At 71.5% G+C, this 24,169-nt stretch carries 19 protein-coding genes; 11 read left to right on the top strand and 8 right to left on the bottom strand.

Annotated elements, in window-relative coordinates; translation table 11 throughout:
* Positions 1 to 247: 247 nt before the first annotated feature.
* The 4 genes from ACFZBT_RS36740 to ACFZBT_RS36755 form a co-directional block, all read right to left on the bottom strand.
* The gene (locus ACFZBT_RS36740; RefSeq protein WP_391113495.1) at positions 248 to 1,372 is read right to left on the bottom strand and encodes a hypothetical protein; all 1,125 of its coding nucleotides are present in this window, start codon (positions 1,370 to 1,372) and stop codon (positions 248 to 250) included.
* Positions 1,369 to 2,664 (bottom strand): hypothetical protein, encoded by a 1,296-nt coding sequence (locus ACFZBT_RS36745; protein ID WP_391113498.1) that lies wholly within the window; start codon positions 2,662 to 2,664, stop codon positions 1,369 to 1,371. The genes ACFZBT_RS36740 and ACFZBT_RS36745 overlap by 4 nt, the downstream gene beginning before the upstream one ends.
* 4 nt (positions 2,665 to 2,668) lie before the next feature.
* The gene (locus ACFZBT_RS36750; RefSeq protein ID WP_391113500.1) at positions 2,669 to 4,255 is read right to left on the bottom strand and encodes a protein kinase; all 1,587 of its coding nucleotides are present in this window, start codon (positions 4,253 to 4,255) and stop codon (positions 2,669 to 2,671) included.
* 277 nt (positions 4,256 to 4,532) lie between these two features.
* Positions 4,533 to 4,943 carry an MmpS family transport accessory protein gene (locus tag ACFZBT_RS36755; protein WP_391113502.1) on the bottom strand — a complete coding sequence of 137 codons (411 nt, stop codon included), beginning with the start codon at positions 4,941 to 4,943 and terminating at the stop codon, positions 4,533 to 4,535.
* A 209-nt stretch (positions 4,944 to 5,152) separates the two neighbouring features.
* Here ACFZBT_RS36755 and ACFZBT_RS36760 point away from each other — a divergent pair, with 209 nt between their 5' ends.
* Positions 5,153 to 6,340, top strand: coding sequence for an extracellular solute-binding protein (locus ACFZBT_RS36760; RefSeq protein ID WP_391113505.1), 1,188 nt, complete (start codon positions 5,153 to 5,155; stop codon positions 6,338 to 6,340).
* A gap of 40 nt (positions 6,341 to 6,380) precedes the next feature.
* On the opposite strand, the gene ACFZBT_RS36765 is transcribed toward ACFZBT_RS36760, so the two are convergent.
* Positions 6,381 to 8,843, bottom strand: coding sequence for a SpoIIE family protein phosphatase (locus ACFZBT_RS36765; RefSeq protein WP_391113508.1), 2,463 nt, complete (start codon positions 8,841 to 8,843; stop codon positions 6,381 to 6,383).
* A gap of 245 nt (positions 8,844 to 9,088) precedes the next feature.
* Between ACFZBT_RS36765 and ACFZBT_RS36770 the strand changes: the two genes are divergently transcribed.
* From ACFZBT_RS36770 to ACFZBT_RS36795, 6 genes are all read left to right on the top strand, one after another.
* Entirely contained in the window at positions 9,089 to 10,438 is a 1,350-nt protein-coding gene (locus tag ACFZBT_RS36770; protein ID WP_391113511.1) for an MFS transporter, read from the top strand.
* 22 nt (positions 10,439 to 10,460) lie between these two features.
* Positions 10,461 to 11,120 carry a response regulator gene (locus ACFZBT_RS36775; RefSeq protein ID WP_391113513.1) on the top strand — a complete coding sequence of 220 codons (660 nt, stop codon included), beginning with the start codon at positions 10,461 to 10,463 and terminating at the stop codon, positions 11,118 to 11,120.
* 27 nt (positions 11,121 to 11,147) lie between these two features.
* The gene (locus ACFZBT_RS36780; protein ID WP_391113516.1) at positions 11,148 to 12,539 is read left to right on the top strand and encodes an ATP-binding protein; all 1,392 of its coding nucleotides are present in this window, start codon (positions 11,148 to 11,150) and stop codon (positions 12,537 to 12,539) included.
* On the top strand, positions 12,536 to 13,540 hold the full coding sequence (locus tag ACFZBT_RS36785; RefSeq protein ID WP_391113519.1) for a TAXI family TRAP transporter solute-binding subunit: 1,005 nt from the start codon (positions 12,536 to 12,538) through the stop codon (positions 13,538 to 13,540). The genes ACFZBT_RS36780 and ACFZBT_RS36785 overlap by 4 nt, the downstream gene beginning before the upstream one ends.
* A 55-nt stretch (positions 13,541 to 13,595) precedes the next feature.
* Positions 13,596 to 14,540 carry an RNA polymerase sigma factor SigJ gene (sigJ, locus tag ACFZBT_RS36790; RefSeq protein ID WP_391113522.1) on the top strand — a complete coding sequence of 315 codons (945 nt, stop codon included), beginning with the start codon at positions 13,596 to 13,598 and terminating at the stop codon, positions 14,538 to 14,540.
* A 102-nt stretch (positions 14,541 to 14,642) separates the two neighbouring features.
* Positions 14,643 to 15,860 carry an FAD-dependent oxidoreductase gene (locus ACFZBT_RS36795; protein ID WP_391113525.1) on the top strand — a complete coding sequence of 406 codons (1,218 nt, stop codon included), beginning with the start codon at positions 14,643 to 14,645 and terminating at the stop codon, positions 15,858 to 15,860.
* Positions 15,861 to 15,882: 22 nt separating this feature from the next.
* Here ACFZBT_RS36795 and ACFZBT_RS36800 read toward each other — a convergent pair whose 3' ends face one another.
* Together ACFZBT_RS36800 and ACFZBT_RS36805 are read right to left on the bottom strand one after the other, a co-directional pair.
* Entirely contained in the window at positions 15,883 to 16,389 is a 507-nt protein-coding gene (locus ACFZBT_RS36800; protein WP_391113529.1) for a TetR/AcrR family transcriptional regulator C-terminal domain-containing protein, read from the bottom strand.
* Between the two features lie 335 nt (positions 16,390 to 16,724).
* On the bottom strand, positions 16,725 to 17,351 hold the full coding sequence (locus ACFZBT_RS36805; RefSeq protein WP_391113532.1) for a glyoxalase: 627 nt from the start codon (positions 17,349 to 17,351) through the stop codon (positions 16,725 to 16,727).
* A 143-nt stretch (positions 17,352 to 17,494) separates the two neighbouring features.
* Here ACFZBT_RS36805 and ACFZBT_RS36810 point away from each other — a divergent pair, with 143 nt between their 5' ends.
* The 4 genes from ACFZBT_RS36810 to ACFZBT_RS36825 all read left to right on the top strand — a co-directional run bounded on the left by ACFZBT_RS36810 (position 17,495) and on the right by ACFZBT_RS36825 (position 23,074).
* The gene (locus tag ACFZBT_RS36810; RefSeq protein WP_391113534.1) at positions 17,495 to 18,388 is read left to right on the top strand and encodes a short-chain dehydrogenase/reductase; all 894 of its coding nucleotides are present in this window, start codon (positions 17,495 to 17,497) and stop codon (positions 18,386 to 18,388) included.
* A 188-nt stretch (positions 18,389 to 18,576) separates the two neighbouring features.
* Positions 18,577 to 20,148, top strand: coding sequence for an SDR family NAD(P)-dependent oxidoreductase (locus tag ACFZBT_RS36815; protein WP_391113587.1), 1,572 nt, complete (start codon positions 18,577 to 18,579; stop codon positions 20,146 to 20,148).
* Positions 20,149 to 20,184: 36 nt separating this feature from the next.
* Positions 20,185 to 21,558, top strand: a complete 1,374-nt coding sequence (locus ACFZBT_RS36820) for an FAD-binding domain-containing protein (protein ID WP_391113536.1) — start codon at positions 20,185 to 20,187, stop codon at positions 21,556 to 21,558.
* Positions 21,559 to 21,574: 16 nt separating this feature from the next.
* Complete coding sequence (locus ACFZBT_RS36825) at positions 21,575 to 23,074, top strand: cryptochrome/photolyase family protein (protein ID WP_391113540.1); 1,500 nt, start codon at positions 21,575 to 21,577, stop codon at positions 23,072 to 23,074.
* Here ACFZBT_RS36825 and ACFZBT_RS36830 read toward each other — a convergent pair.
* The gene (locus ACFZBT_RS36830) at positions 23,063 to 24,085 is read right to left on the bottom strand and encodes a MerR family transcriptional regulator (protein ID WP_391113543.1); all 1,023 of its coding nucleotides are present in this window, start codon (positions 24,083 to 24,085) and stop codon (positions 23,063 to 23,065) included. The genes ACFZBT_RS36825 and ACFZBT_RS36830 overlap by 12 nt on opposite strands.
* Positions 24,086 to 24,169 lie beyond the last annotated feature (84 nt).

A 24,169-nucleotide genomic window follows, 5' to 3' on the forward strand; every position in this document is an offset into this window, starting at 1 on the left:
TCCGACAGGCCGAACAGATCTGACGGGCTCGCGATGGTCTGCCATTCCCCGCCGGACCGGATCCCGCATCGCCGACCGCCCCGGACACCGCCCGGACACCGCAGGTCAGCGGCCCCGGCTGTCCCGGACGCCCCCGGACACCCGAACCCCTTGTCCCGCCGGCCGCCCCACCCCACGCTCGTGCCACCGACTTGACCGTCTACGGCTGGATCTACTGCGGCAACGTCACCGCTCCCTGCTGAAGCTCCTACGACCGAGCGCTCCGCGGCACGACCGGCTCGGCAGCCGGTTCCGGGCGGGACAGGTCGGCAAGACTCAGCAGCAGATGAGCGGACTCCGCGTGGAAGTAGTTGGAGTGCGCGCCCACAGGATTGATGCGGCTGCTCCGGAAGAGCCAGCTGGCATCGATGTTGACGAAGACGTGGTCCAGGGAAAGGCGGGGGTAAGGCGTGTCGGCGGGCAGCAGTCGCGTCCGCCACACGTCGCTCGGAGCGATCCCTGGAGTATCGCCGGCCAACCGCATGCCCGAGTGGCCGATACCGGGTGCGCCCTCTTTGCGCAGGTGCCAGTACCCGGTGGCCCTGTCATGACGTGAATGGGTGAAGACCAAGGGACCGCCGACGGGCGAGACGTGGCCGAGCGGGCCGGGTCGCAACTGCACGAACAACGCGTCGAAGGCCGATACGGGCGCCGCCATCTGGAAGACGGTCAGGGAGTCGACCGTGAACGGACGGGCGGGGTGCGTGGGAACGCTCCATCCCAGCTTTCCGCCGTCCGCGTTTCCCGCCGCCCAGGTGACCGCCTCACACAGAAAGCGGCCTCCGAAGGAGTGACCGACCAGATGCAGGTACTGGCCGCCTGCGGTCTGCAATGTGGCGGACCTCGGATTGCCGCGTCGGCTGTCCAGATAGCCCAGGAGGTGACCCAGCACGTGGGAGGCGTATCCGCCGCCGACGCTCATCGCATGAGCCCGGTCGCGGATCCTGCTGTAGCCGCTTCGCGACAGCGACGAGGAAGAGGGCCAGCGCACGACGACGGTCCACGGAGCGTAGTCGTCGCCCAGTCCGGGATACAGCCCCTTCCGCAGAGCGTGCTGTTGGTGCATCAGATGCAGTAGCCGCTGCGCGCTACGCAACGAGTTGGGCGGGCTGGTCTGCCAGCCGTGGGCATGGACGATGATGTCGGTTGCCCAATCCGGCGGCCTGAGCCGGTCGGCGAAATGATCGTGGAGCTCGTCGGCCCGGACGGGGGCGCCCTCAGGGGAAAGAAGCCATCCGTCCTTGTCGAGGTCGACGGTGGCAAAGCTCGCATCCATGGCGGGATGCCCGAGCCGGGCGAGGCGTCGTCGCATACGGCGGTCTCTTCCGTTCATACGGCGGTCTCCTCCGTCGTGGCGGGCAGCCGGGTGTCGAGTCCGCAGCACAGGCTGTAAGCCAGGGCGAGCGGGTTGCGGTACGTCTTGGCGAACCAGTGAACGCAGTTCTGCACCGCTTCACCGGCCCGTTGCCGTTCCACGACGTAATGTTCGAGGAACTTCAGGGCGAATTCGGCACCGAATATTTGAGGCATGCTGATGTGCGGGGCCAGGACTCCGACCGCTCCGTGTTTGACGAAGACGGAAGCGAAGCGCAGGCTGCCGTCGTTGCCCGGCGCACCGGACGAGCAGACGTTGAGCAGCACGAGCGGATGGAAGATCACCGGGGATTCCTGTGCGCTCTCGGTGAATTGCGAACGGTGGCCGTCGATATGGTCGGGATCGAGTGGTGCGGCGTCACTCAGTCGCAGGCTGTGCCAGGCATGACCGCTCTGGTACTCGTAACCTCCGTGACAGAAAAAGTACATGATGTCCTCGTCGAGGACCGGATTCTTCAAGTCCTTCAACAGCTGTGCGCGAAAGAAGCGCTCTGTGACCCGGGTCCGCTTCGCGAGGAGGTCCCCGACGTCTTTGGCTTTGGGAACTTTTGCCATCAGGCTCTTGTTCACGTTGACGCTGCTCACGTGCTCGGAACGGATTCCCTCATACCAGTAGGCCATGTCGTAGGTGTCGGGTGATGTGGTCTCGATCTGATGGCGGTGGCCCAAGAATTCTTGGAACGCGTCTTCGCAGGGCGGTTCAGCCGTCGCGGGACCGCTGGGCACGGCGAGCATCTGCCAGGGTATGGCTACGTCCGAGTCGAAGCGGATGCGGAGATACTTGTGTCGGAGCAGAGCCAGTAGCTGTTCCCGGAAGGACGCCACTCGCCCGTGACCTTCGAGGAGCCGGGTGAGAAAGCGAGCACCGTGCCAGGCCAACTCAGCGACGTTTTCGTGCACTTCTCCTTCCGGCCGCCCGCTGAGGTCGGCCAGGTGTGTGTAGGGCGTCTCCTTCACTCGTCGTCCCGCAGTGTCGGACTCGTAGTCCACGAACCGCTGCCACTCCGCGATCAGCTGGGCGCACTGCGCTGTGATGTCCGCCCGTCCCTTGGCCAGTTCCACCGTGTGCACTCCGGTACGCGGCTCCTCGAGCTTCTTGCCCCACATGATGATCGTGGACCGCTGCGCTCCGGGCGGACAGCGCAAGACGACGACGAGGTCCTTGTGTTCGCTGACGGGCGGCCCGGGAAGGCGCCGATAGCCCCGGGACGCGTTCCGTTTCGCAGTCAGTGGGATGCGGTCGTCGTCCACGGACTCATGGCTCCAGCGTGCGAGGGGTGACGGAACCGTACGCACCGGGCCCGTCGACCTCCATCGTGGCGTCCAGCTCTTGCAGTACCAGACCGTGGTGCCGGTCGTACACCGTCAGGCGCAGGTGATGGTGCCCCGGTTCGTGGGCTGTGAAGCGGAAGGTCGCCCGCTCCACGGGCGCCACCCGGTATCCGACGGCGGGTGGCGTCACCGTTGCCGCGGTGTGCGTCTGAGCGAGGAGCACGAGTTCGGCGGGCCTGCCGACGGGCAGGTGCCAGGGGTGGCCCTCGGGCACGTCAAGGGTGAAATCCAACCGCACGGGCCGTCCCACGGTGACTCCCCGCCGGTCGCGAACCGTCAGGCGAGGAGTGCATTCCGGAGACTGCGGCAGCGATCCGGTGCGAGCCGCAGGGGGTGCCGGCAAGGAAGGGGCTGAGGGCAACGGACTTGGTGCGCGACGGCGTCGGCGGCGCCGCTCGACGCAGTAGGCCCAGGCGTACATGGCACCTTGTGCCCCGAGCGTCACGATGGCGTAGGCGACGCCGATGACAACACCCTGCAGCACGAAGCCCCACCAGCCGTGGGCCTTCGACTTTCCCGCGAGATGGATGCCGAGCAGCGTGGCCAGTACAGCGACGAGAACGGCCGCCACCAGCCGCGAGGTGACCCGGGCCCCCAGTTTGAGCAGGGCGTCCCGCACGCGCTGACCGAACGGGCGGCGGAATCGGCTGGGCACGGCCCAGTGTCCGCTGGGTGGCGGTTCATGGCTCAGTGCCAGGCGGCGCAGTGACACTACGGCGGGATCGGCAGAGCTACGTGCTCCGGGGTGCGGTGCCAGCAGCATGCCGAGCAGGAGGGTGAGCTCACGTTCGCCGCGGACGCGGGGCGGCCGGGAGTCCGGCAACGCTCGCAGAGGGCTCGCGGCCAGAAAGCGGCGGCCCACCGCAGGGCCGTGTGCGAGCTCGTACAGCGTCATCCCCAGAGCCCAGAGGTCTCCCGCCTGAGTCGGTCGTGGCGGGATGTCGCGACTCCTGGCGAACTCGGGCGCCGTATAGGGAGATCCTGGGCGCCAGGGGCGTACCCATGGGCCGCCGTCGCCGAGCGGATCGGTCGTCAGACCGTATCCCGCGAGTGCCGCGGTCTGGTCCGGGCGGAAGAAGACGTTACGCGGGTCGAACTGGCCGTGGACGAGGCCGGAGCTGTGTAACTCTGCCAGGGATTCCGCCAGCTCCGCGCAGATGTGTACCGCTCCTGCGGGGCCGAGCCTGCCCTGCTGGCGTAGGAGATGATGCAAGGAGAGAGGCTGCACAGGATCCATCACGATCCACAGCGACCCCGCGTGTTCAACGACGTCGTGAACGTTCAGCAGGTGCTGCCGGTCGGCCGTCGGCAGGACACGGACCTGGCGCTTGAGCTCTCCCGGCAGGCCGAACGATTCCTTGACGGGCCGGCGGTCCCGCGCCGGGGCGGCACGAGGCCGCAGCTCCTGCACAAACACCTCGGAGGAGGTTTCCTCGTCGAAGGCCCGCCAGTACCTGGTGTTGTCGTATTCCTCCCAGACTTCATGGAGTTCGTATCGCTCCAGCAGCATGCATGTCCTCCGCCCCCCTGGTGAACGTGCCGTCTCTGTGAGATTGCCCGTTCAATGCGGCACAGAGTAGTCGCGCATCACTGTCTGTCGAGGCGCATTGCGCGAAAGAGCGATCAGGCCGCGTGGGAGAACGCGCGACTTCTGGTGTGTCTGAGCACACCGCTGACGGGAGGGATGCGGCTGACGCCCGAGGACTCGGCAGGGGCGCCGGTGACGGTGGGGCTCGGCTCCCGCAGAGGGACCCCCAGCGGGGTCCCTCCCCCCGGCCTCCCCGCGGTCACCCGGTGACCGGGGACTCCGCCGTGCAACCGCCCGTGGTCACCAGGCCCTTGGCGCTCTGCTTCTCGAGCACCTTGCCCTTGTAGGTGATCTTGCAGGCGACCTGGGCGCCTTCGGGGTCAGCCGCGACCGGCATGACCGCCGCCGGCATGATGCCGCGCAGCTTGACCGTCTTCTTCCAGGGCAGCTCGGGCTTGGACACCGACTCGATCTTCGGATCCGTGGCCTTGCCACCGCCCCCGTGGAACTCGATCGAGTCGACGTTCTTCCCCGTCACCTCGTAGGTGACTTCATATGTCTCGTCCACGGCCTTGTCGACCTGGTCGACCGCCTCGGAACACGAACTGACGCCGAGCGCGAGGCCGATGACGGCGACGGAACAGACGGCAGCGCGGATGGTGCGGTGCATTGGGATCCCCCCGGATCGTGATGGTCGAGTCCGCAGCCAACCGCAAAGGGAAAGCAAAGTCAAACTGCCCTGGGACCAATGAATTCGCAGGTCAAGGAGTGCCACAACCTCCGGTGGCGCCCACCGCTCGACAGGGTGTCCGGGCGCGGGCGGGGCTTCCGAACGCGGTGTCAATTGTTCGGTCTCCAAAGGCGCGGCATGCTGCCCGAATGCCCCTGAAGACGATCCCTCCGCTCTCCCGGCGCGGCCTGCTGCGTGCGCTCGGTTCCGGTGCGGTGCTCGGCGGACTGGCCGGGTGCGGTGTGCCGGCCGCTTATGTGCCGCCGGGTGACCGGGCCGCTGCCGATCTGTCCGCCTCCGATCGGCGGCTGATCTGGGCGAACTGGCCGCTGTACATCGACACGGACGACGAGAGCCAGGCGCGGCGACCGACCCTGGAGGGCTTCGAGAGGCGCACGGGGGTGTCGGTGGACTACGTCGAGGAGATCAACGACAACGACGAGTTCTTCGGCAAGATCAGCCCCGCGCTGATGAACCATCAGTCCACCGGCCGCGATCTGATCGTCATCAGTGACTGGATGTGCGCGCGGTTCGTACGGCTGGGCTGGGTGCAGGAGATGGACCGGGCGCGGCAGCCCAACGTGACCAGGTACCTGGACCCGCAGTTGCGTTCGCCGGCCTTCGATCCCGGACGCAGGTTCACGGTGCCGTGGCAGTCCGGGATCACCGGGATCGCGTACAACCGGCGCAGGACCGGCCGGGAGATACGGCAGGTCTCCGATCTGTGGGCGAGCGACCTGAAGGGCCGGGTCACGCTGCTGTCCGGTCTGGACGAGGCGTTCGCGCTGCTGATGCAGGACAACGGCGTCGACATCACCCGGTGGACGGCCGACGACTTCCACACGGTCTGCGATCAGGTGGAGAAGCAGGTGAGCCGGGGACAGATCCGCCGCTTCACCGGCAACGACTACATCAAGGATCTGTCGAGCGGGGACGTCCTCGCCTGTCAGGCCTACTCGGGTGATGTGATCCAGCTCCGGGCGGACGACCCGGACATCGAGTTCGTCGTCCCCGAAGGAGGAGCCGAGCTGTGGGCCGAGTCGCTGATGATCCCCAACCTCGCCCGGCACAAGACGAATGCCGAGCGGCTGATCGACTACTACTACGCCCCCGAGGTCGCCGCCGAACTCGCCGCCTGGGTCAACTACGTCTGCCCGGTCCCGGCCGCCCAGGAGATCCTCGCCTCCGCCAAGGACGAGGAGACGGCCGCTCTGGCCGAGAACCCGCTGATCTTTCCTGACGCGGAGCTGCGCGGCAGGCTCGCCGTCGCGCGTGACATCACGTCGGCGGAGCGGGGGGAGTTCGGGAAGCGGTGGAACGGGATCGCAGGGCTGTAGGACTGTAGGGCTTTCCGCACGGCCCCAGGCCACAGCCGGATCACATCGTGGCCGGCCCCGAGTCGCCGGCCGACAGGGCCTGTTCGGCCCAGATGGTCTTGCCGCGGCGGGCGTGGCGGGTGCCCCACCTGCGGCTGAGCTGGGCGACCAGGAGCAGGCCGCGGCCGCCTTCGTCGTAGGTGAGGGCTCGGCGCAGGTGCGGTGCTGTGCTGCTGGTGTCGGACACCTCGCAGATCAGGTTGCGGTCCAGGATCAGGCGCAGTTCGATGGGCGGCTCGGCGTAGCGGATGGCGTTGGTGATCAGTTCGCTGACGACGAGTTCGGTGACGAACGCGTCCTCCTCCAGGTTCCACTCCTGCAACTGCCGGGTGACGCTGCGCCGGATCCGGGCGACCTCGGACGGTTCCGGGGGTACGTCCCAGGTGGCCACATGGTCCGAATCCAGGGACTTGGTCCGGGCCAGCAGCAGTGCCACGTCGTCGGCCGCGCGGTCCGGGAGCAGGGCCTGCAGCACGTCGTCGCAGGTGCTCTCCAGCGAGGATCCCGCTCGGGCCAGCGTCTTGAGCAGGTCGTCGATTCCCTGGTCGATGTCGCGCCCGCGCGCCTCGACGAGACCGTCGGTGTAGAGGGCGAGCAGGCTGCCTTCGGGCAGCTCGATCTCGGTCGACTCGAACGGCAGGCCGCCGAGCCCCAGGGGTGGCCCGGCGGGAAGGTCGAGCAGGAACGGTTCGCGGCCGGGGATGAGCAACGCCGGCGCCGGGTGGCCAGCGCGAGCCACGCAGCAGCGCCGGCTGACCGGGTCGTAGACGGCGTAGAGACAGGTGGCTCCGATGTCGGCGGCGCTGCCGGGCGCGTCAGCGTCCTCGCCCTCGGCCGACAGCCGGTCCACCAGATCGTCCAGGTGTGTCATGAGCTCGTCGGGCGGGAGGTCGACGTCCGCGAGGGTGCGCACGGTCGCGCGCAGCCGCCCCATGGAGGCCGAGGCCTGGATCCCGTGCCCTACGACGTCGCCGACGACGAGGCCCACCCGGGCGCCGGAGAGCGGGATGACGTCGAACCAGTCGCCGCCCACACCGGCCTGCGCGCTGGCCGGAAGATAGCGCGAGGCGGTCTCGACCGCGGGCTGCCGGGGATGCCCCTGCGGCAGCAGGCTGCTCTGCAGGGTCAGCGAGGTGGCGCGCTCCCGGGTGAAGCGGCGGGCGTTGTCGATGCTCAGGGCGGCCCGGGCGGTGATCTCCTGTCCCAGGAGCAGGTCGTCCTCCGTGAAGGGTTCCGGATTCCGGTGCCGGGTGAAGGTGGCAACGCCGAGCGTGATGCCGCGGGCCCGCATCGGCACCGCCAGGACCGAGTGGAAGCCGAAGCGCCGTACCCGTTCCGCGCGCTCCGGGGCCTGGTCCTCCCACTTGGCCACCCCGGCCGGCGTCACCTCATGGATCAGGGGCTGTCCCGAGGCGAGGACCTCGGCCGCCGGCGACACGTCCGGGTAGACGGCGACCGTGCCCAGCTCCACCACGGCCTCGGGGCACCCCGGAAGCACCGACTGGTTGGCCACCCGGCGCAGCATGACCGGACTGGGCAAGGTCATGGCGCGCAATTCCTGGTCGTCCTCGATGTCGGGGAGCAGGTCCACGGTGACGAAGTCCGCCAGTTGTCCGACGGCGACGTCGGCCATCTCCTGCGCGGTCTGGGTCAGGTCGAGGGTGGTGCCGATACGGACCCCGGCCTCGGCGACCAGGGCGAGGCGCTGCCGGGCCAGGTGCTCCGCGGTCATGTTGTGGGCGGACAGGAGGACGCCCTGCACCGTGCCGCCGTGGTCGTGGACCGGCGCCAGCGTCACCGACCACAGGCTCTCCCACCGGTCGCCGGACAGGTGCAGGGCGGCCCGCAGGTGCTGTCGTTCGCCGGTCTCCAGGACCCGCCTCATCAGGTGTTCGGTGCGGTCGCTCTCCGCGTCGAGGACGATCTCCGACACCCGTAGCCCGCGCATCTCGGATTCGGTCAGGCCCATCACGCGTTCCATGTCCGCGTTGGCCCGCCGCAGCCGCAGCTCCGTGTCATAGAGCGCCGTGGTGCACGGGGACTGGGTGAGGGACCATCCGTGCGGACCGTCCTCGTCGAGTTCCGTACGGGAGCAGGCGACCGCCGAGACGAGAAGCCACTCGGGGCCGCGGCCGTCGCCGGAGGGGTCCCGCTCGCGGCGGTGGGCGAGCAGGCTCACCCGGACAGGGCGGCCGTCCTTGTGGCGGAGGTCCACCGAGCCGTTCCACCGGCGCAGTCCCGCGACGGAACGCAGTGTGTCGGTGGGCGGCTCGCCGGCGAGGAGCACGGTCGCGGAACGGCCCGTGACCTCCGGCTCCTCATACCCCAGCAGCCGGCGCGCGCCTTCGCTCCACCCGGTCAGCCTGCCGTGGGCGTCCACGACCGCCCTGGCCGTCGCCGCCTCGCCGTCGGACCGCGCCGGCTCCGCGACCGGCTCGCCCCCGGTGGCTCCCGGTTGCGTCATCGCGCCATCCTGCCCAAAGCAGCACCGGACCCTGATCGCTATACACGGTATTGAGTGCAAACAAGGATAATTGAGTATTCATCCGTGGTCATCAGCTGAGCGGATCCGCGCACTCACCGCCACTGCGCCGATCATGTGACTCGGGGAAGCCCTAAGGGACTGTAAGGACTTGGCTCCCGGCGTTGAGCTGCGCTGTTCCGGCCGTCGACGCTGTGTGCTCCCGGGCCGCAGACAAGGGAGTTCCGATGGCCACACAGACCACCGCCGAGCGTGCGCGCAAGCCGCGTCGCGACGAACGCAGGGTCGTCAGCAACATCATGCGCGGATCGATCGGCAATCTGATCGAGTGGTACGACTGGTACGCGTACACCGCGTTCAGCGTCTATTTCGCGTCCGTCTTCTTCCCCTCCGGCGATCAGACCGCGCAGCTGCTGAACACCGCCGCGGTGTTCGCCGTCGGCTTCCTGATGCGGCCGATCGGCGGGTGGGTCCTGGGCCGCTACGCCGACCGCCGTGGCCGCCGAGCGGCGCTGACGCTGTCGGTGACGCTGATGGCGGCCGGTTCGCTGATCGTCGCGCTGACCCCGTCGTACGGCTCGATCGGGGTGGCCGCGCCGGTCCTCCTGGTCACCGCGCGGCTGTTGCAGGGGCTCTCGGTGGGAGGTGAGTACTCGACCTCCGCCACCTATATGTCCGAGGTGGCCACGCCAGGCCGCCGCGGCTTCTACTCCAGCTTCCAGTACGTCACCCTCATCGCCGGCCAGCTGACCGCGCTCGGCCTGCAGATCGTGCTGCAGCAGGTGCTCAGCCCCGGGCAGATGGATTCCTGGGGCTGGCGGATCGCGTTCGTCGTCGGTGCCGCGGGGGCGGTGATCGTGCTGTGGCTGCGGCGCGGCATGGACGAGTCCGAGAGCTTCGAGCGCGCCGCGTCGGAGGGCGAGAAGGAGCAGGACGGCCCGGCCCGCGGCAGCCTGCGCCTGCTGCTGTCGTACCCGCGCCAGTGCCTGGTCGTGGTGGGCCTGACCATGGGCGGCACCCTGTTCTTCTACACGTACACGACGTACCTGCAGAAGTTCATGGTCAACACCAGCGGCATCGAGAAGCCCACGGCCGCCTGGATCAACTTCTTCGCACTGCTCGTGTTCGTCCTGCTCCAGCCGGTGATGGGGCTGCTCTCCGACCGGGTGGGGCGGCGTCCGCTGCTGATCGCCTTCGGGGCGCTGGGCACCGTGGTGGTGGTGCCCTCGCTCACGCTGCTGTCGCACACCAGCGACCCCGTGTACGCGTTCCTGCTGATGGTCGGGCCGCTGGCCGTCAGCTCGCTCTACACCTCGATCAGCGCGGTGGTGAAGGCGGAGCTGTTCCCGACCTCGATCCGGGCGCTCGGTGTCGGCCTGCCGTACGCGCTGACCGTGGCCGTGTTCGGCGGCACCGCCGAGTACATCGCCCTGTGGTTCAAGAAGGCCGGACACGAGAACTGGTACTTCTACTACGTGACCGCCTGTGTCCTGATCTCGCTGCTCGTCTACATTCGGATGCGCGAGACCTCCGACGCGTCGCCGCTGGACGAGGACGTGTCCCGGTCTCGCGACTGACGAGGCGGGAGAGGAGGCGACCGTGCGGGTGCTGCTGGCCGAGGACGACGACGGTGTGGCGGGCGCGCTGACCGAGGCCCTGTACGACAACGGCCACGTGCCGGCCAGGGTCAGGCGCGGCGAGGACGTCCTCGCCCGCCACCGGCAGGCGGACCTCCTGCTGCTCGACCTCGGCCTGCCCGACCTGGACGGTCTGGAGGTGCTGCGCAAGCTGCGCGCGGTCAGCCCACTGCCGGTGGTGGTGCTGACCGCCCGGGGCGACGAACGGTCGGTGGTGCGCGGCCTGCGGCTGGGCGCCGACGACTACCTGGTCAAGCCGGTCCGGCTGGCCGAGCTGCTGGCCCGGATCGAGGCCGTCACCCGCCGCGCCACGACACCCGCCGCCCCGGCGGCGCGCACCGTCCGCGTCGCCGATGTCGAGGTCGACCTCGACGCGCGCCGCGTGACGGTCGGCGGCGCGGAGGTGCGGCTGACCACCAAGGAGTTCGAGGTCCTCGCCGCGCTGGCGGCCCGGGCAGGCACGGCGGTCAGCCGCCAGCAGCTGATGGACGAGGTGTGGGGCGACGCCTTCCTCGCCGTGTCCCGCTCGCTCGACGTGCATCTCACCCAGGTGCGGGCCAAGCTCGGCCGCCCCGAGGTGCTGACCACCATCCGCGGCTTCGGCTACCGCTTCGGCGACTGAGCCGGTTTCTCACGGCAGGCCCTGTTCATGCGCACCCGCGTCCTCACCGTGGTCCTGGCCTTCGTGGTGCTCGCCGTGGCCGGCTTCGCCGTCCCGCTGCTGGCCGTCACCTCGGCGCAGCGCACCCAGCAACTCGTCGCGGCGCGCACCGCCGACCTCGACCGTTTCGCGGCGCTGGCCGAGCAGGCCGCCGAGAGCGACGACACCGGGGCGCTGACCGCCGACGTGCGCCGCTACACCGAGCTGTACGGCGAGGCCGTCGTGGTCGTCGACGCCCGCCGCGCACCCGTGGTGCAGACGGGCGGCCTGCGCGCGGCCGACCCGGCCGTCGCCCGGCTCGTGGACGCGGCGCTGCGCAACCAGCCCGTCTCCCCCGGCGGGACGCTGCGGCCCTGGTCGCGGGCCGACCGGCTGCTCGCCCGTCCCGTGGGCACCGGCACCAGGGTGTCCGGCGCCGTGGTGCTGCGGGCCTCGGTGCGGGTCGCGGCGGACGACATCGCCCTGCGCTGGGCGCTGGTCCTGGCCGGTGCGGGGCTGTTCGCCGTGGCCTGTGTGCTGCTCGCCCGCCGGGCCACGCGGTGGGTCGTACGGCCGCTGCACCGTCTCGACCGCGCGGTCGGCACCCTGGCCGCCGGGCTGCCACCCGAGCACGCGCGGGCCGGGGGTCCACCGGAGCTGCGCCAGCTGGCCACCGGCTTCAACCGCATGGCCGACGGGGTCACCACCGCGCTGGAACAGCAGCGGCGGCTCGTCGCCGACACCTCGCACCAGCTGCGCAACCCCCTGGCCGCCCTGCGGCTGCGCATCGACTCGCTCCAGCCGCATCTGCGCACCTCCGCCACCCGCACCTACACCGGGGTGACGTCCGAACTCGAACGCATGGAGCATCTTCTCGACGACCTGCTCACCCTGGCGAACGCCGAGCACCGCGCGGGCGAACTGGCCGTCACGGACACGCGGGAGGCGTGCTGCGACGCGGCGGCGGTCGCCGCGGCCCAGGCCCGGTTGTGGCAGCCGGTGGCCGAACAGGCCGGAGTCCGGCTGGAGTTCGTCCCCGGCCCCGCCGTTCTCATGGCCTGTCCGGAGGGAGAGCTGGCCCAGGTGGCCGACATCCTCCTCGACAACGCGATCAAGTACGCCGGGAGCGGCGCCCGCGTGGAGGCACGCTGCCTCGTCGAGGGCCCGGACGCGGTGCTCGAGGTACGGGACGACGGGCCGGGCCTCGCGACCGGCGAACTCCCCCGGGCGGGCACCCGCTTCTGGCGCTCGGAACGCCACCGCGAGGTGCGCGGCAGCGGACTCGGCCTGGCGATCGCCGAGCGGCTGGTGGCCGGTCACGGCGGACACGTCGAGTTCACGGCGGCCGAACCGCACGGCCTGCGCGTCCGGGTCGTGCTCCCGAAGGGACAGACGGCATGACCGGCTCCGCCCAGTCCATTAGCCGCCGTACCGCCCTGCGCGCCGCGCTCGGCGTGGCGGGCACCGGCCTGCTCGCGGGCTCGGCGGCGGCCGACGCACGGCACTCGGACCGCGGACCGGAGGGAGAGCTGCGGATCGCGACCGGCGAGACCGACGGCTTCTACACGGCCTTCGGCCGGTTGCTCGCCGCCCAGGTCACGGCCGTCTACCCGCGGCTGTCGTGCGAGGTGGTCACCAGCGAGGGCAGCGTGGACAACGTACGGCTGCTCCAGGCCCGCCGGGCCGACGTGGCGCCGGCCCTGTCGGACATCGCGTGGGCGGCGTACGGCGGCACGGCTCCGTTCGACCGCCGCGTCCCGCTGCGGGCGATCGGCCGGGTCTACGAGAACTACGTGCAATTGGCCGTGCGCTCCGACGCCCCCATCCACACGGTGGCCGATTTGGAGGGCCGCACCGTCTCGCTGGGGGCGGGCGCGTCCGGCGGCGCCATGCTCGGTGACCGGCTGCTGCGCGTCGCGGGCCTGACCCCCGGCACCGACGTCCGGGTACGGCATCTGCTGATGCCGGAGGCGGCGCGTGCGATGCGGGCCGGAACGATCGACGCCCTGCTGGTCGCCGGGGGCGTACCGCTCCCCGTGCTCTCCTGGCTCGACCCGCACCCCGGCATCCGCCTGCTGCCCCTGACCGGCCTGCTCCCCCGGCTGCGCGCCGGCCTCGGCCCGGCGGGGTCGGGTCTGGAGGCGGTGTCGGTGCCGGCCGGGGCGTACCGGAAATCCCCCGAGGTGCCCACCATCGGCGTCGCCAACCTCCTGCTCTGCCGTCCCGACCTCCCGGCCCCCGTCGCCGCCGCCCTCACTCACGTCCTGGTCCGCCGGGCCACCCGCCTCGTCCCGGCCCCGGCGCTCGGCACGCAGTTCCTCGACGCCCGCAGCCTGATCTCCACGGGCGCCGTCCCGCTGCATCCGGGGGCGGTCGCCGCGTATCGCGAACTGCACGGCTAGCGACGCCGCCCCGGTCCCGGCCCTCGGCGGCCACGCGCGGGCTAAGATCCCGGTCATGGCCCTGACCATGAGCGACGTGGATCGGTTCGAGGCAGCCAGGCCCCGTCTGGAGGCCATCGCCTACCGGCTCCTCGGTTCCGCGAGCGAGGCCGAGGACGCCGTGCAGGAGACCTTCCTGCGCTGGCAGGCCGCGGACATCGGTCGCGTCGAGGTCCCCGAGGCCTGGCTGACGAAGGTGCTCACCAACCTGTGCCTCAACCAGCTCACCTCGGCCCGCGCGCGGCGCGAGACCTATGTGGGCCAGTGGCTTCCCGAACCGGTGCTCGCCGGGGACCCCATGCTCGGGCCTGCCGACACCGCCGAACAGCGCGAGTCGGTCTCCTACGCGGTCCTCGCCCTGCTGGAGCGCCTCTCCCCGGGCGAGCGGGCGGTGTACGTCCTGCGGGAGGCGTTCGGCTATCCGCACCGGGAGATCGCCGGGATCCTCGACATCACCGAGACCGCCGCCCAGCAGATCTTCCACCGCGCCAAGAAGCATGTCGCGGACGGCAGGGCCCGCACCGAGGTCGACGAGGCCGCTGCCCGGCGTATCGTCGACGAGTTCCTCGCGGCCGCCACCAGCGGCCGGACCGAGCCACTCGTGCGGCTGCTCACCCAGGACGCCGTCTCGGTCGGCGACGGCGGCGGGAAGGTCCCGGCCCGAGCCAAGGCGTTCGAGGGCGCTCTCGCGGTCGCGAAGTTCATGCGGGGTCTGTTCAAGCCCGGCAAGGCCAAGCGCGACCTGGTCGGCGGATCGCCCGACGTCTTCGCCACGACCGCCAACGGCGACCCGGCCCTCGTGGTGGTCCTCGACGGCCGGGTCATCGGCGTGATGTGCCTGGAGATCACCGCCGAGGGCATCGCCGCCTTCCGCAACCAGGTCAACCCCGACAAGCTCGAACGCGCGACCAGGCAGTGGGCGGCCACCGACCACGGCGACCCCCTGCTCACGGTCTTCTGACACCACCGCCCATAATGTGACGTGCTTCACACCACACTCCTGTCAGGAAACAGCGGGCCGCCCGGTTCAAGGGGCGAATCCCGCTCACGACAGGAGCCCGAAATGCAGCACCGCATCGTCGTCCTCGGAGCCGGCTACACCGGAGCCATCGCCGCCGGCCGCCTCGCCAGGCGGCTGCACCGTGAAGACGTCGCCATCACCCTCGTCAACGCCGAGCCCGACTTCGTCGAGCGGGTCCGGATGCACCAGCTCGCGGCGGGCCAGGATCTCAGGCCCCGGCCCTTCGGCGAGATGTTCGCGGGCACCGGCGTCGAACTGAAGCTCGCGAAGGTCACCGGCGTCGACGTCGACCGCAGGACCGTCGCCGTCACCGTCGCAAGCCCGAAAGGCCCAGGAGAGCCGGAGACCGAGGAACTGGAGTACGACACCCTCGTGTACGCGCTCGGCAGCGGCTGGAACGACCAGGGCGTCCCCGGCGTCGCCGAGCACGCCCACCAGGTCGCCGGCCGCCCCGGCGCACTGCGGTTGCGCGAGCGCCTGGCCCGCCTGGACGCCGGAGAGTCCGTGGTCGTCGTCGGCGGCGGGCTCACCGGCCTGGAGGCCACGACCGAGATCGCCGAGGCCCGCCCGGACCTCGACGTCGCCCTGGCCGTCCGCGGCGAACTCGGCGACTGGCTCTCACCCAAGGGCCGCAGGCATCTGCGGAAGGTCTTCGGCAAGCTCGGCATCACCGTCCACGAGAACGCCTCCGTCACCGGGGTCGAGGCCGACCGCGTCACCACCGCCGAGGGCGAGACGATCCCCGCAGTGGTCACTGTGTGGACCACCGGCTTCGCCGTCCACCCGATCGCCCGGGCCACCACCCTGGAGGTCGACGACACCGGGCAGATCCTGGTCGACGGGACCATGCGCTCGGTCTCGCACCCGGACGTGTACGCCGTCGGCGACGCGGCTCTGGCCATGGGCCCCGGCGACAAGCCGCTGCGGATGTCGTGCGCCTCCGGCACCCCCATGGCATGGCAGGCCGCCGACGCCATCGCGGCCCGCCTGACCGGCGGGAAGCTCCCGAACGTCCCGCTGCGCTACTTCAACCAGTGCATCTCGCTGGGCCGCAGGGAAGGCCTGATCCAGTACGTCACCGCCGACGACCGCGCCGTCCGGGCGGCCCTGACAGGCCGGTTCGCCGCCGTCTACAAGGAACTGGTCTGCAAGGGAGCGGCCTGGGGCGTCGCCAATCCGATGCTCGGCCTGCCGAGCCGTCGCCGCCGCGTGGTACGGCAGCCGGCCCGGGCGGACTCGCCGGTCGGGACAGCGGCCTGACGCGCACGGCAGCCCGACGGCCTCATGCCCCGAGGCCGTCGAGCAGCATGGCGAGCCCTCCCAGGAACTCCTGGTCCGCGCTGACGTTCCGCGCGTCTCGCGCCGTCTCGGTCATGTGGGGGAACTCGGCGGGCGGCAGCTCGGTGATGGCCGTCGTCCCCGGGCCGGACAGGGGCCCGAGGTGCTCCAGCTGGATCGCGCCGATGACGTAGCCGAGCAGGCCGCGCGGGGCGACGACCCGGCGGTCGCCCTCGACGCCCGCCTCGGTGAGGATGGCGGTCACGGTCTCCGACCAGCGCAGCACTCCGAGGGAGTGGTGCCGGTGGGTGATGGTCAGGGGAACGACCGCCGGATGAGCGCCCACGGTGTCGCGCAGACGCCGCGCCATGACCTCGATCCGCTCGCGCCATGACGCGTCGGGATCAGGGGGCCCGGAGTCCACGGCGTTCAGTACGAGTTCGACGACGAGCCGTTCGAGCTCCTCGCGGTCGTGGTCTTCCACTCGCCCGCCGAGGAGCTGTCGCCCCACACGACCGGTCTCCCGTTCGCGGTCGTCGCCGACCCCGCCAGGAGGCTGTACACGGAGTTCGGTGTGGAGCGGTCGCCCCGCGCCCCGCTCAGCCCGCGAGCCTGGGGACCGATCGTCCGCGCGGTCCCGCCCGCACGGCGGTCGGCTCGGCCTGCCCGCCGACTTCCTCATCGCAACCCGGCGGGCGCGTCCTCGCAGCCGGGTACGGCGAGCACGTCTACGACCGGTGGTCGGTCGACGAGCTGCTGGAACTGGCGGCCCTCGCCCCGCTCACTCCCCGTACGGATCCCGCGGCCCGCTGACCGAGGGCTGCCGGTACCCGGACGACACCGGGTTCACAGCGAGGCGTTCTCCGACGCGGTCGCCCAGGCGAAGCCGTCCGGGTCGGTGAAGGTCCCGGCGTCGCTGTCGATCGTGAGCCGGTGCGATCCGGTGCCGTCGGGGGAGACGCCGACGAGCTTGGCCAGGCCTCGGCGCTTGTAGAGCGCCAGCTTGACCGGATCCGACCCGGGGGCGAACTCGACGTACTTGCCGCCGAAGCTCTTCGCGACGGTGAGGCCGTGATCGACGTAGAAGCCCTTGCTGGCCTTCACGTCCTCGACACCGAGCAGGAGCACGATCTCGTCGATCTGCCGGGAGGCCGGGCCGGTGTTCTTCTTCGACGACGAGACCACCTGCCAGAGCGTCCCGTCGGGTGCCTGTACGACGCCCCCGTAGCCCCAGAGCGACTTGGCGGCGGGCTTCAGAATCTCGGCACCGGCGTTCACGGCCGCGTCGACGAGGGCGTCGACATCGGCCGGCTGGGACATCACGAGCGACAGCGTGAATCCGCGGAAGCCGGAGGTGGGTGCCTCCGAGGCCCGCAGGCGTACCTGTCCGCCCAGGCCGAAGGCGGTGGTGTAGAAGCGTTCGGCGGCGGTGGGGTCGGACGCCTCGAGGGTGACGGATGCGATGGAAGTCATGAGGTCGACGCTAGAGCGGCTCCGGAACCCGCGCTTCTCGAATCCTGACCGGAACGGCGACCGGGCCGGGATCCCGGCGTGCCGACGGCCCGGTCCGCGCCTAACGTGGGCCTGGCCAGCGCCGCCGCGGAGAGGAACGTCCCATGCCGGTCGCTCAGAGCCCCCTGCACGGCCGGACCGCCGTGGTGACCGGTGCCGCGCGGGGCCTCGGGGAGGCGATGGCCCGGGAGCTGTGCCGCCGGGGCGCGCGGGTGGCGCTGCTCGGCCGTGAGGAGCGGACGCTGGCCCGGGTGCGGGACAGCCTTCGGGGCGTGTCCGAGTGCTGGGAGGTCGACGTCACGGACGAGCGCGGCATGGCTCGCGCCGCCGACGGGATCCGTGAGCGGCTCGGGCCGCCCTCGGTGGTGATCGCCAACGCGGGGGTCGCCGAGGGCGGGCCGTTCGCCGAGGCCGATCTCGGGGTCTGGCGCCGGGTCGTCGAGGTGAACCTCGTCGGCAGTGCCGTCACCGCGCGGACGTTCCTGGCGGACCTCCTGGAGACGCGGGGTTACTTCCTCCAGGTCGCGTCTCTCGCTTCCATCGGGGCCGCGCCGATGATGAGCGCCTACTGCGCCTCGAAGGCCGGGGTCGAGTCGTTCGCGCACGCGCTGCAGGCCGAGGTCGCCCATCAGCACGTGGGCGTCGGCATCGCGTACATCAACTGGACGGACACGGACATGGTCCGGGACGCCGACGCGCACCCGGTGCTGCGGGAGCTGCGCGGTCACATGCCGCCGCCGGCGCGCAAGGTGTACCCCGTCCCGTATGTCGCGGGCCGGCTGGTCAACGCGGTCGAACGGCGCCGGCCGTCGGTCTACATGCCCCGCTGGCTGCGGTACACCCAGCTGGTGCGGGCGGCGATGCCCCCGGTCGTCACCCGGCTGTCGCGCCGTGAACTGCCGCGTCTCGCCGCCCGCGAGCCGTTCACGGCCACGGGGCTGCTCGGCGCCGGAGGACGGGCCGATCAGGCGGCCGGCGCCGACGCTCCGCCCGGCTGAAGCCCGCTCGGCGGCGTCGCGCATCCGTCGGCGGCGGGATGCATCCGACGGCCGCGACGCGTCCGAAGTGGTCGTGTGAGAGCGAATGCGGCCGTTCGCCCCGCCGCGACAGGCGCGGTCCCGCCGTTGCGGCCATGATCGAGGGAACGAGGCCGCGACGCCGGAGCGCACGCGTGGAGGAGCCGATCGTGGAGACGGACGGACAACGGGACGCACAGCCGCCGCACTCTCTGGTGACCGGGGCGTCCGGGTACATCGGCGGGCGTCTGGTGCCGGAACTGCTCCAGGCCGGCCACCGGGTCCGGTGCCTGGCCCGCTCCCCCGGCAAGCTTCGCGATCACCCCTGGGCGGGGCACGCCGAGACGGTCCGGGGCGATGTCACGGACGCCGATTCGGTCGCCGCCGCGATGCGCGGTGTCGACGTCGCTTACTACCTGGTGCACGCCCTGGGCACCGGTGCGGGCTTCGAGGACACCGACCGGAAGGCGGCCCGGGTCTTCGCCGAGCAGGCACGCGCCGCCGGTGTGCGGCGGATCGTGTACCTCGGCGGGCTCACCCCCCAGGGCGTTCCCGAGGAGTCCCTCTCCCCGCATCTGCGGTCCAGGGCCGAGGTGGGACGCGTCTTCCTGGACGCGCCGGTGCCGGCCACCGTGTTGCGGGCGGCGGTGGTCATCGGGTCGGGATCGGCGTCCTTCGAGATGCTGCGCTATCTGACCGAGCGGCTTCCGGTCATGGTCACACCCAGTTGGGTGCACACCCGGACGCAGCCGATCGGCGTGCGGGACGTGCTGCGGTACCTGGTCGGTTCGGCCTCGATGCCGGATGACGTCAACCGTGCGTTCGACATCGGCGGGCCGGATGTCCTCACGTACCGGGAGATGATGGACCGCTACGCCGAGGTGGCCGGGCTGCGGCGCAGGCTCATCGTGCCGGTGCCGGTGCTCACCCCGAGGCTGTCGAGCCACTGGGTCGGCCTGGTCACGCCGGTGCCCGCCGCCCTCGCCCGGCCGCTGACGGAGTCGCTGCGCCACGAGGTCGTGTGCCGCGAGCACGACATCGCCCGGCACGTGCCCGACCTCCCGGGCCGGCCGCTGCCGTTCGACGCGGCGCTGGCACTGGCGCTGCGCAAGGTGCGGGAGGCGCAGGTCGCCACCCGCTGGTCGTCCGCCGCCGTGCCCGGGGCGCCGAGCGATCCCCTGCCCACCGACCCGGACTGGGCGGGCGGCAGCCTCTACGGGGACGAGCGGCACCTCTCGGTGGACGCGTCCCGGGAGTCGCTGTGGAAGGTGATCGAGGGCATCGGCGGCGACAACGGCTGGTACTCCTTCCCGCTCGCCTGGACGGTCCGCGGCTGGCTGGACCGCTTCGTCGGCGGTGTAGGCCTGCGCCGCGGGCGACGGGACGCCGAGCGCCTGCGGGCCGGCGACTCCCTGGACTTCTGGCGGGTCGAGGAGATCGAGCCGGGCCGGCTGCTGCGACTGCGGGCGGAGATGCGCCTGCCCGGCCTCGCGTGGCTGGAGATGTACGCGGAGACGGACGACGCGGGCCGCACGCGCTACCGGCAGCGCGCCCTCTTCCATCCCCGGGGTCTGCTGGGGCACGCCTACTGGTGGTCCCTCTCCCCGTTTCACGCCGTCGTCTTCGGCGGCATGGCCCGCAACATCACCCAGGCCGCCGCCAAGGGCATGAGCGCGCGCCGGGCCGGCCCGCGACCCGGCCGCATCCGGACTGCGCGCCGTGACCGAAGAGTCAGGCACTAGAGATCCACATCGCACAGCACCCTCAGGAGAATCGCCATGACCGTCGCGGTCGTCTTGTTCACCTCGGATCTGCGGGTGCACGACCATCCCCCGCTGCGCGCCGCGCTGGCGTGGGCGGACGAGGTGGTGCCGCTCTTCGTCCGCGACCCCGGTGTCCACGCGGCGGGCTTCGACGTGCCCAACCGCAGCGCATTCCTCGCCGACTGCCTGGCCGACCTGGACGCCTCGCTGCGCCGGTGCGGCGGGCGGCTCGTCGTGCGCAAGGGCCCGGTCGTCCAGGAGGTCTGCGCGGTGGCCGCGCAGTGCGAGGCGGCGGAGGTGCACATCGCGGCGGGCGTCAGCGGCTACGCCCACCGGCGGGAGGAGCAGTTGCGGGACGCCCTGCGCGGGCAGGGCGTGGCGCTGCACGTGCACGACAGCGTGATCACGGCCGTGGCGCCCGGTGCCGTGACGCCCGCGGGCAACGACCACTTCGCCGTCTTCACCCCCTACTTCCGCCGGTGGTCGCGGGAGCGGCTGAGGGACGTCTGCCCCGCGCCGCGCGTCGTGCGCGTCCCCGACGCCGTGCAGGGCGAGCCGCTGCCCTCCCGGGACGAGCTGTCCGGCGTCTCGCCGGGCCTGCCCACCGGGGGCGAGACACCTGGGCGCGACCGGTTCGACCGGTGGGCCCGCAGCGGCCTTTCCGAGTACGAGGACCGGCACGACGACCTCGCGGGCGACGCGACCTCCAGGCTCTCGCCGTATCTGCACTTCGGTGCCCTGTCGCCGGTGGAGCTGGTCCAGCGGGCCCGCGAGCGCGGCGGGCCGGGGGCGGAGGCGTTCGTACGGCAGCTGTGCTGGCGCGACTTCCACCACCAGGTGCTGGCGGCGCGCCCCGAGGCCTCCGGTCAGGACTACCGGACGCGGCACGACCGGTGGCGGTCCGAGGACGAGGCCGCCGAGGACATCGCGGCGTGGCGGGAGGGCCGCACCGGCTATCCGGTCGTCGACGCGGCCATGCGCCAGCTGCGCCACGAGGGCTGGATGCACAACCGGGCGCGGCTGCTGGTGGCGAGTTTCCTGGTCAAGACCCTGTACGTGGACTGGCGGATCGGCGCCCGGCACTTCCTGGACCTGCTGGTGGACGGCGACATCGTCAACAACCAGCTCAACTGGCAGTGGGTCGCCGGGACCGGCACCGACACCCGCCCCCACCGCGTCCTCAACCCGGTCGTCCAGGGCAAGCGCTTCGACCCGACGGGCGGATACGTACGGCGGTGGGTGCCTGAACTGTCGGACGTGCCCGACGCCCGTATCCATGAGCCCTGGCGGCTGCCCGAAGAGGAACGGGCGCGGGTGGATTACCCGGGGCCGCTGATCGATCTCGCTGAGGGCCTGGCACGGTTCAAGCACGCGCGCGGCCGGGACTGACGGCAGGGGGCGCGGCATGCACTGGCTCTTCGGTGATCAGCTCGGTCCGCATTTCCTGCGGCCGTCGGAGGACAGCGGCCTGGCCCGTGACACGCCGCTGCTGATGATCGAGGCCCGGTCGGTGTTCCGGCGCCGGCGCTTCCACCGGGCCAAGGCGCACCTGGTGCTGTCGGCCATGCGGCACCGGGCGGCCGAACTCGGCGACCGCGTCACCTACGTACGCGCTGACACATACCGAGAAGGACTCGAAAGGGCGGCGGGCAGCGGCCCGCTGACCGTTCATCACCCGACCTCGTACGCCGCGCTGCGGCTGGTGCGCTCGCTGCCGCGGGTCACGACGGGCCCGGCGCGCGGATTCCTGGTGCCCATGGACGACTTCACCGCCTGGGCCGGCGGCCAGGGCGGCAGGAGCTTGCGTCAGGAGGACTTCTACCGCTGGGTCCGGCGCGGACACGACCTGCTGATGGACGGCGACCGGCCCGCGGGCGGCCGCTGGAACCTCGATCACGACAACCGGGAGCCGCCGCCCCGTGACGCGACCGCCCTGCCGGTCGACCGTCCCTACCGGCCGCGCGAGGACGACATCGACGAGGAGGTCCGTCACGACCTCGACCGCTGGGAGAAGGCCGGCGACGTGCGCTTCGTCGGGCGGGACGGACCACGGCTGTTCCCCGCGACCCGCGCCGAGGCCCGGGCGGCGCTGCGTCGCTTCGTCGAGCGCCGGCTCACCGCGTTCGGCCCGTACGAGGACGCCATGCTCGCCGCCGACCCCGTCATGAGCCACAGCCTGCTGTCGTCCTCGCTCAACCTGGGGCTGCTCGACCCCGCCGAGTGCGTCGAACGGGCCGAGACGGCGTGGCGCGAGGGGCGGGCGCCGTTGAACAGTGTCGAGGGCTTCGTCCGGCAGATCGCCGGCTGGCGCGAGTACGTGTGGCAGCTGTACTGGCACTTCGGCGAGGACTACCGGAACTCCAACGCGCTGCGCCACACCGCCCCGTTGCCGGACTGGTGGAGCGACCTGGACGCGGACGACGTGGAGGCGCGCTGTCTGGGCACGGTGCTGTCCCAGGTACGCGACACGGGATGGACCCACCACATCCCCCGGTTGATGATCCTCGGCAGCTACGCGCTTCAGCGGGGCTGGGATCCGGCCGCGGTCACGGACTGGTTCCACCGCTGTTTCGTCGACGGCTACGACTGGGTGATGGTGCCCAATGTCGTCGGCATGTCCCAGTACGCCGACGGCGGCCGTATGACCACCAAGCCGTACACGTCCGGCGGTGCGTATGTGAACCGGATGAGCGACCTGTGCGGCTCATGCGTCTACCGGCCCTCGGAGCGGACCGGCGCACAGGCGTGCCCCTACACCGCGGGCTACTGGGCCTTCCTCGACCGGCACCGCTCGGGACTGGGGCGCAACCACCGCATGGCACAGGCGCTCCGCGGCCTGGACCGGCTCGGCGATCTCGCCGAGGTGCGCCGCCAGGAGCGGGCCCGCGGTGACTCACCGCCCTGACACGACCGACTCCAGCACGGCGAGGGCCTCGGCCAGTCCGGGGGGATGAGGCAGCCCGGCAAGGGTCTGGCCGGCCCAGCCCGGGCCCAGGGTCAGGACGACCGGCTTCCTGCGGGCACCGCGCACCCCCCATTCCATCGCCGCCACGTGCTGAGCCAGGGGCCGGCTGGCCGTGGTGCGGGACTGGGCCCACAGGCCCACCGCGGCCGGTCCGGTCCGGCGCACCGCCGCGACGACCGACTCGACGGGCAGCGCGGCACCGAACATGCGTACCGGCAGTCCCCGTTCGGCCAGTGCGGCGGCCAGCACCTCCAGCGGCAGGGTGTGGTTCTCCCCCGGTACACAGGCGAGCACCGTGGTGATGCCCGGGCCGTCGGCGGTCACGGGTGGTGTGCTGCGCCGCAGCGCCCCGGAGATGTGCCACGACAGGAAGTGCTCCACCTCGACGTACTTCTCGCCCGAGCTCTCCCACTTGCGTCCGGCCGCCTGCAGGGTCGGCATGATCACCTCCGTCCAGGCGGTGACCAGTCCGTGGTCGGCGATCGCCGCCAGCAGAAGTTCGTCCAGAGCGGCGGCGTCGAGACGCAGGGCGGCACGGGCGATCCCCCTCGACTCATGCCGCACGTCGCCGAGTCGCATACCGCTCCCGGCCCGGCTGCGGCCGCGGGGCGGCGGAGGCGGTTGCGGGAGGGGCACGCGGGTGGCCGGGGCCGCGTCCGGCGGCGCGTCGCCGAGTGCCACGCGCGCGGCCTCGGCGGGGGGCAGACCGGTCGCCGTCAGGGCGCACATCCGCTCCAGACGGGCCACGTCCGCGGCGGTCCAGCGCCGGTGCCTGCCGTCGGTGTGCGCGTCGGGACCGATGCCGTAGCGGCGGTCCCAGGAACGGACCGTGGTGGGCGCCACCCCGAGGCGCCTCGCCACTTCTCCGGTGGTGAGCCCGCCGCTCCCCGGGTACTCGTCGTGTCGGCCGTCGCCGTCACCTCTGCTCACAGACCCCACTTTACGACGCATAAACGATGCATGTTGCCTGCGTCGTTTATGCGTCACAAGACTGGGACGCGTGCGGAAGGCCGCACCTCGCGCATGGCAGGAGGA

The organism is Streptomyces sp. NPDC008137 (genome assembly GCF_042957035.1).
In the GTDB taxonomy this organism is placed as follows: domain Bacteria; phylum Actinomycetota; class Actinomycetes; order Streptomycetales; family Streptomycetaceae; genus Streptomyces.

Coding starts and splice junctions, on each gene's coding strand:
- ACFZBT_RS36755 (WP_391113502.1), bottom strand. CDS start 4,943: ATGCACCGCACCATCCGCGCTGCCGTCTGTTCCGTCGCCGTCATCGGC.
- ACFZBT_RS36780 (WP_391113516.1), top strand. CDS start 11,148: ATGCGCACCCGCGTCCTCACCGTGGTCCTGGCCTTCGTGGTGCTCGCC.
- ACFZBT_RS36770 (WP_391113511.1), top strand. CDS start 9,089: ATGGCCACACAGACCACCGCCGAGCGTGCGCGCAAGCCGCGTCGCGAC.
- ACFZBT_RS36825 (WP_391113540.1), top strand. CDS start 21,575: ATGCACTGGCTCTTCGGTGATCAGCTCGGTCCGCATTTCCTGCGGCCG.
- ACFZBT_RS36760 (WP_391113505.1), top strand. CDS start 5,153: ATGCCCCTGAAGACGATCCCTCCGCTCTCCCGGCGCGGCCTGCTGCGT.
- ACFZBT_RS36740 (WP_391113495.1), bottom strand. CDS start 1,372: ATGAACGGAAGAGACCGCCGTATGCGACGACGCCTCGCCCGGCTCGGG.
- ACFZBT_RS36810 (WP_391113534.1), top strand. CDS start 17,495: ATGCCGGTCGCTCAGAGCCCCCTGCACGGCCGGACCGCCGTGGTGACC.
- ACFZBT_RS36795 (WP_391113525.1), top strand. CDS start 14,643: ATGCAGCACCGCATCGTCGTCCTCGGAGCCGGCTACACCGGAGCCATC.
- ACFZBT_RS36765 (WP_391113508.1), bottom strand. CDS start 8,843: ATGACGCAACCGGGAGCCACCGGGGGCGAGCCGGTCGCGGAGCCGGCG.
- ACFZBT_RS36820 (WP_391113536.1), top strand. CDS start 20,185: ATGACCGTCGCGGTCGTCTTGTTCACCTCGGATCTGCGGGTGCACGAC.
- ACFZBT_RS36805 (WP_391113532.1), bottom strand. CDS start 17,351: ATGACTTCCATCGCATCCGTCACCCTCGAGGCGTCCGACCCCACCGCC.
- sigJ (WP_391113522.1), top strand. CDS start 13,596: ATGGCCCTGACCATGAGCGACGTGGATCGGTTCGAGGCAGCCAGGCCC.
- ACFZBT_RS36785 (WP_391113519.1), top strand. CDS start 12,536: ATGACCGGCTCCGCCCAGTCCATTAGCCGCCGTACCGCCCTGCGCGCC.
- ACFZBT_RS36830 (WP_391113543.1), bottom strand. CDS start 24,085: ATGCGTCGTAAAGTGGGGTCTGTGAGCAGAGGTGACGGCGACGGCCGA.
- ACFZBT_RS36750 (WP_391113500.1), bottom strand. CDS start 4,255: ATGCTGCTGGAGCGATACGAACTCCATGAAGTCTGGGAGGAATACGAC.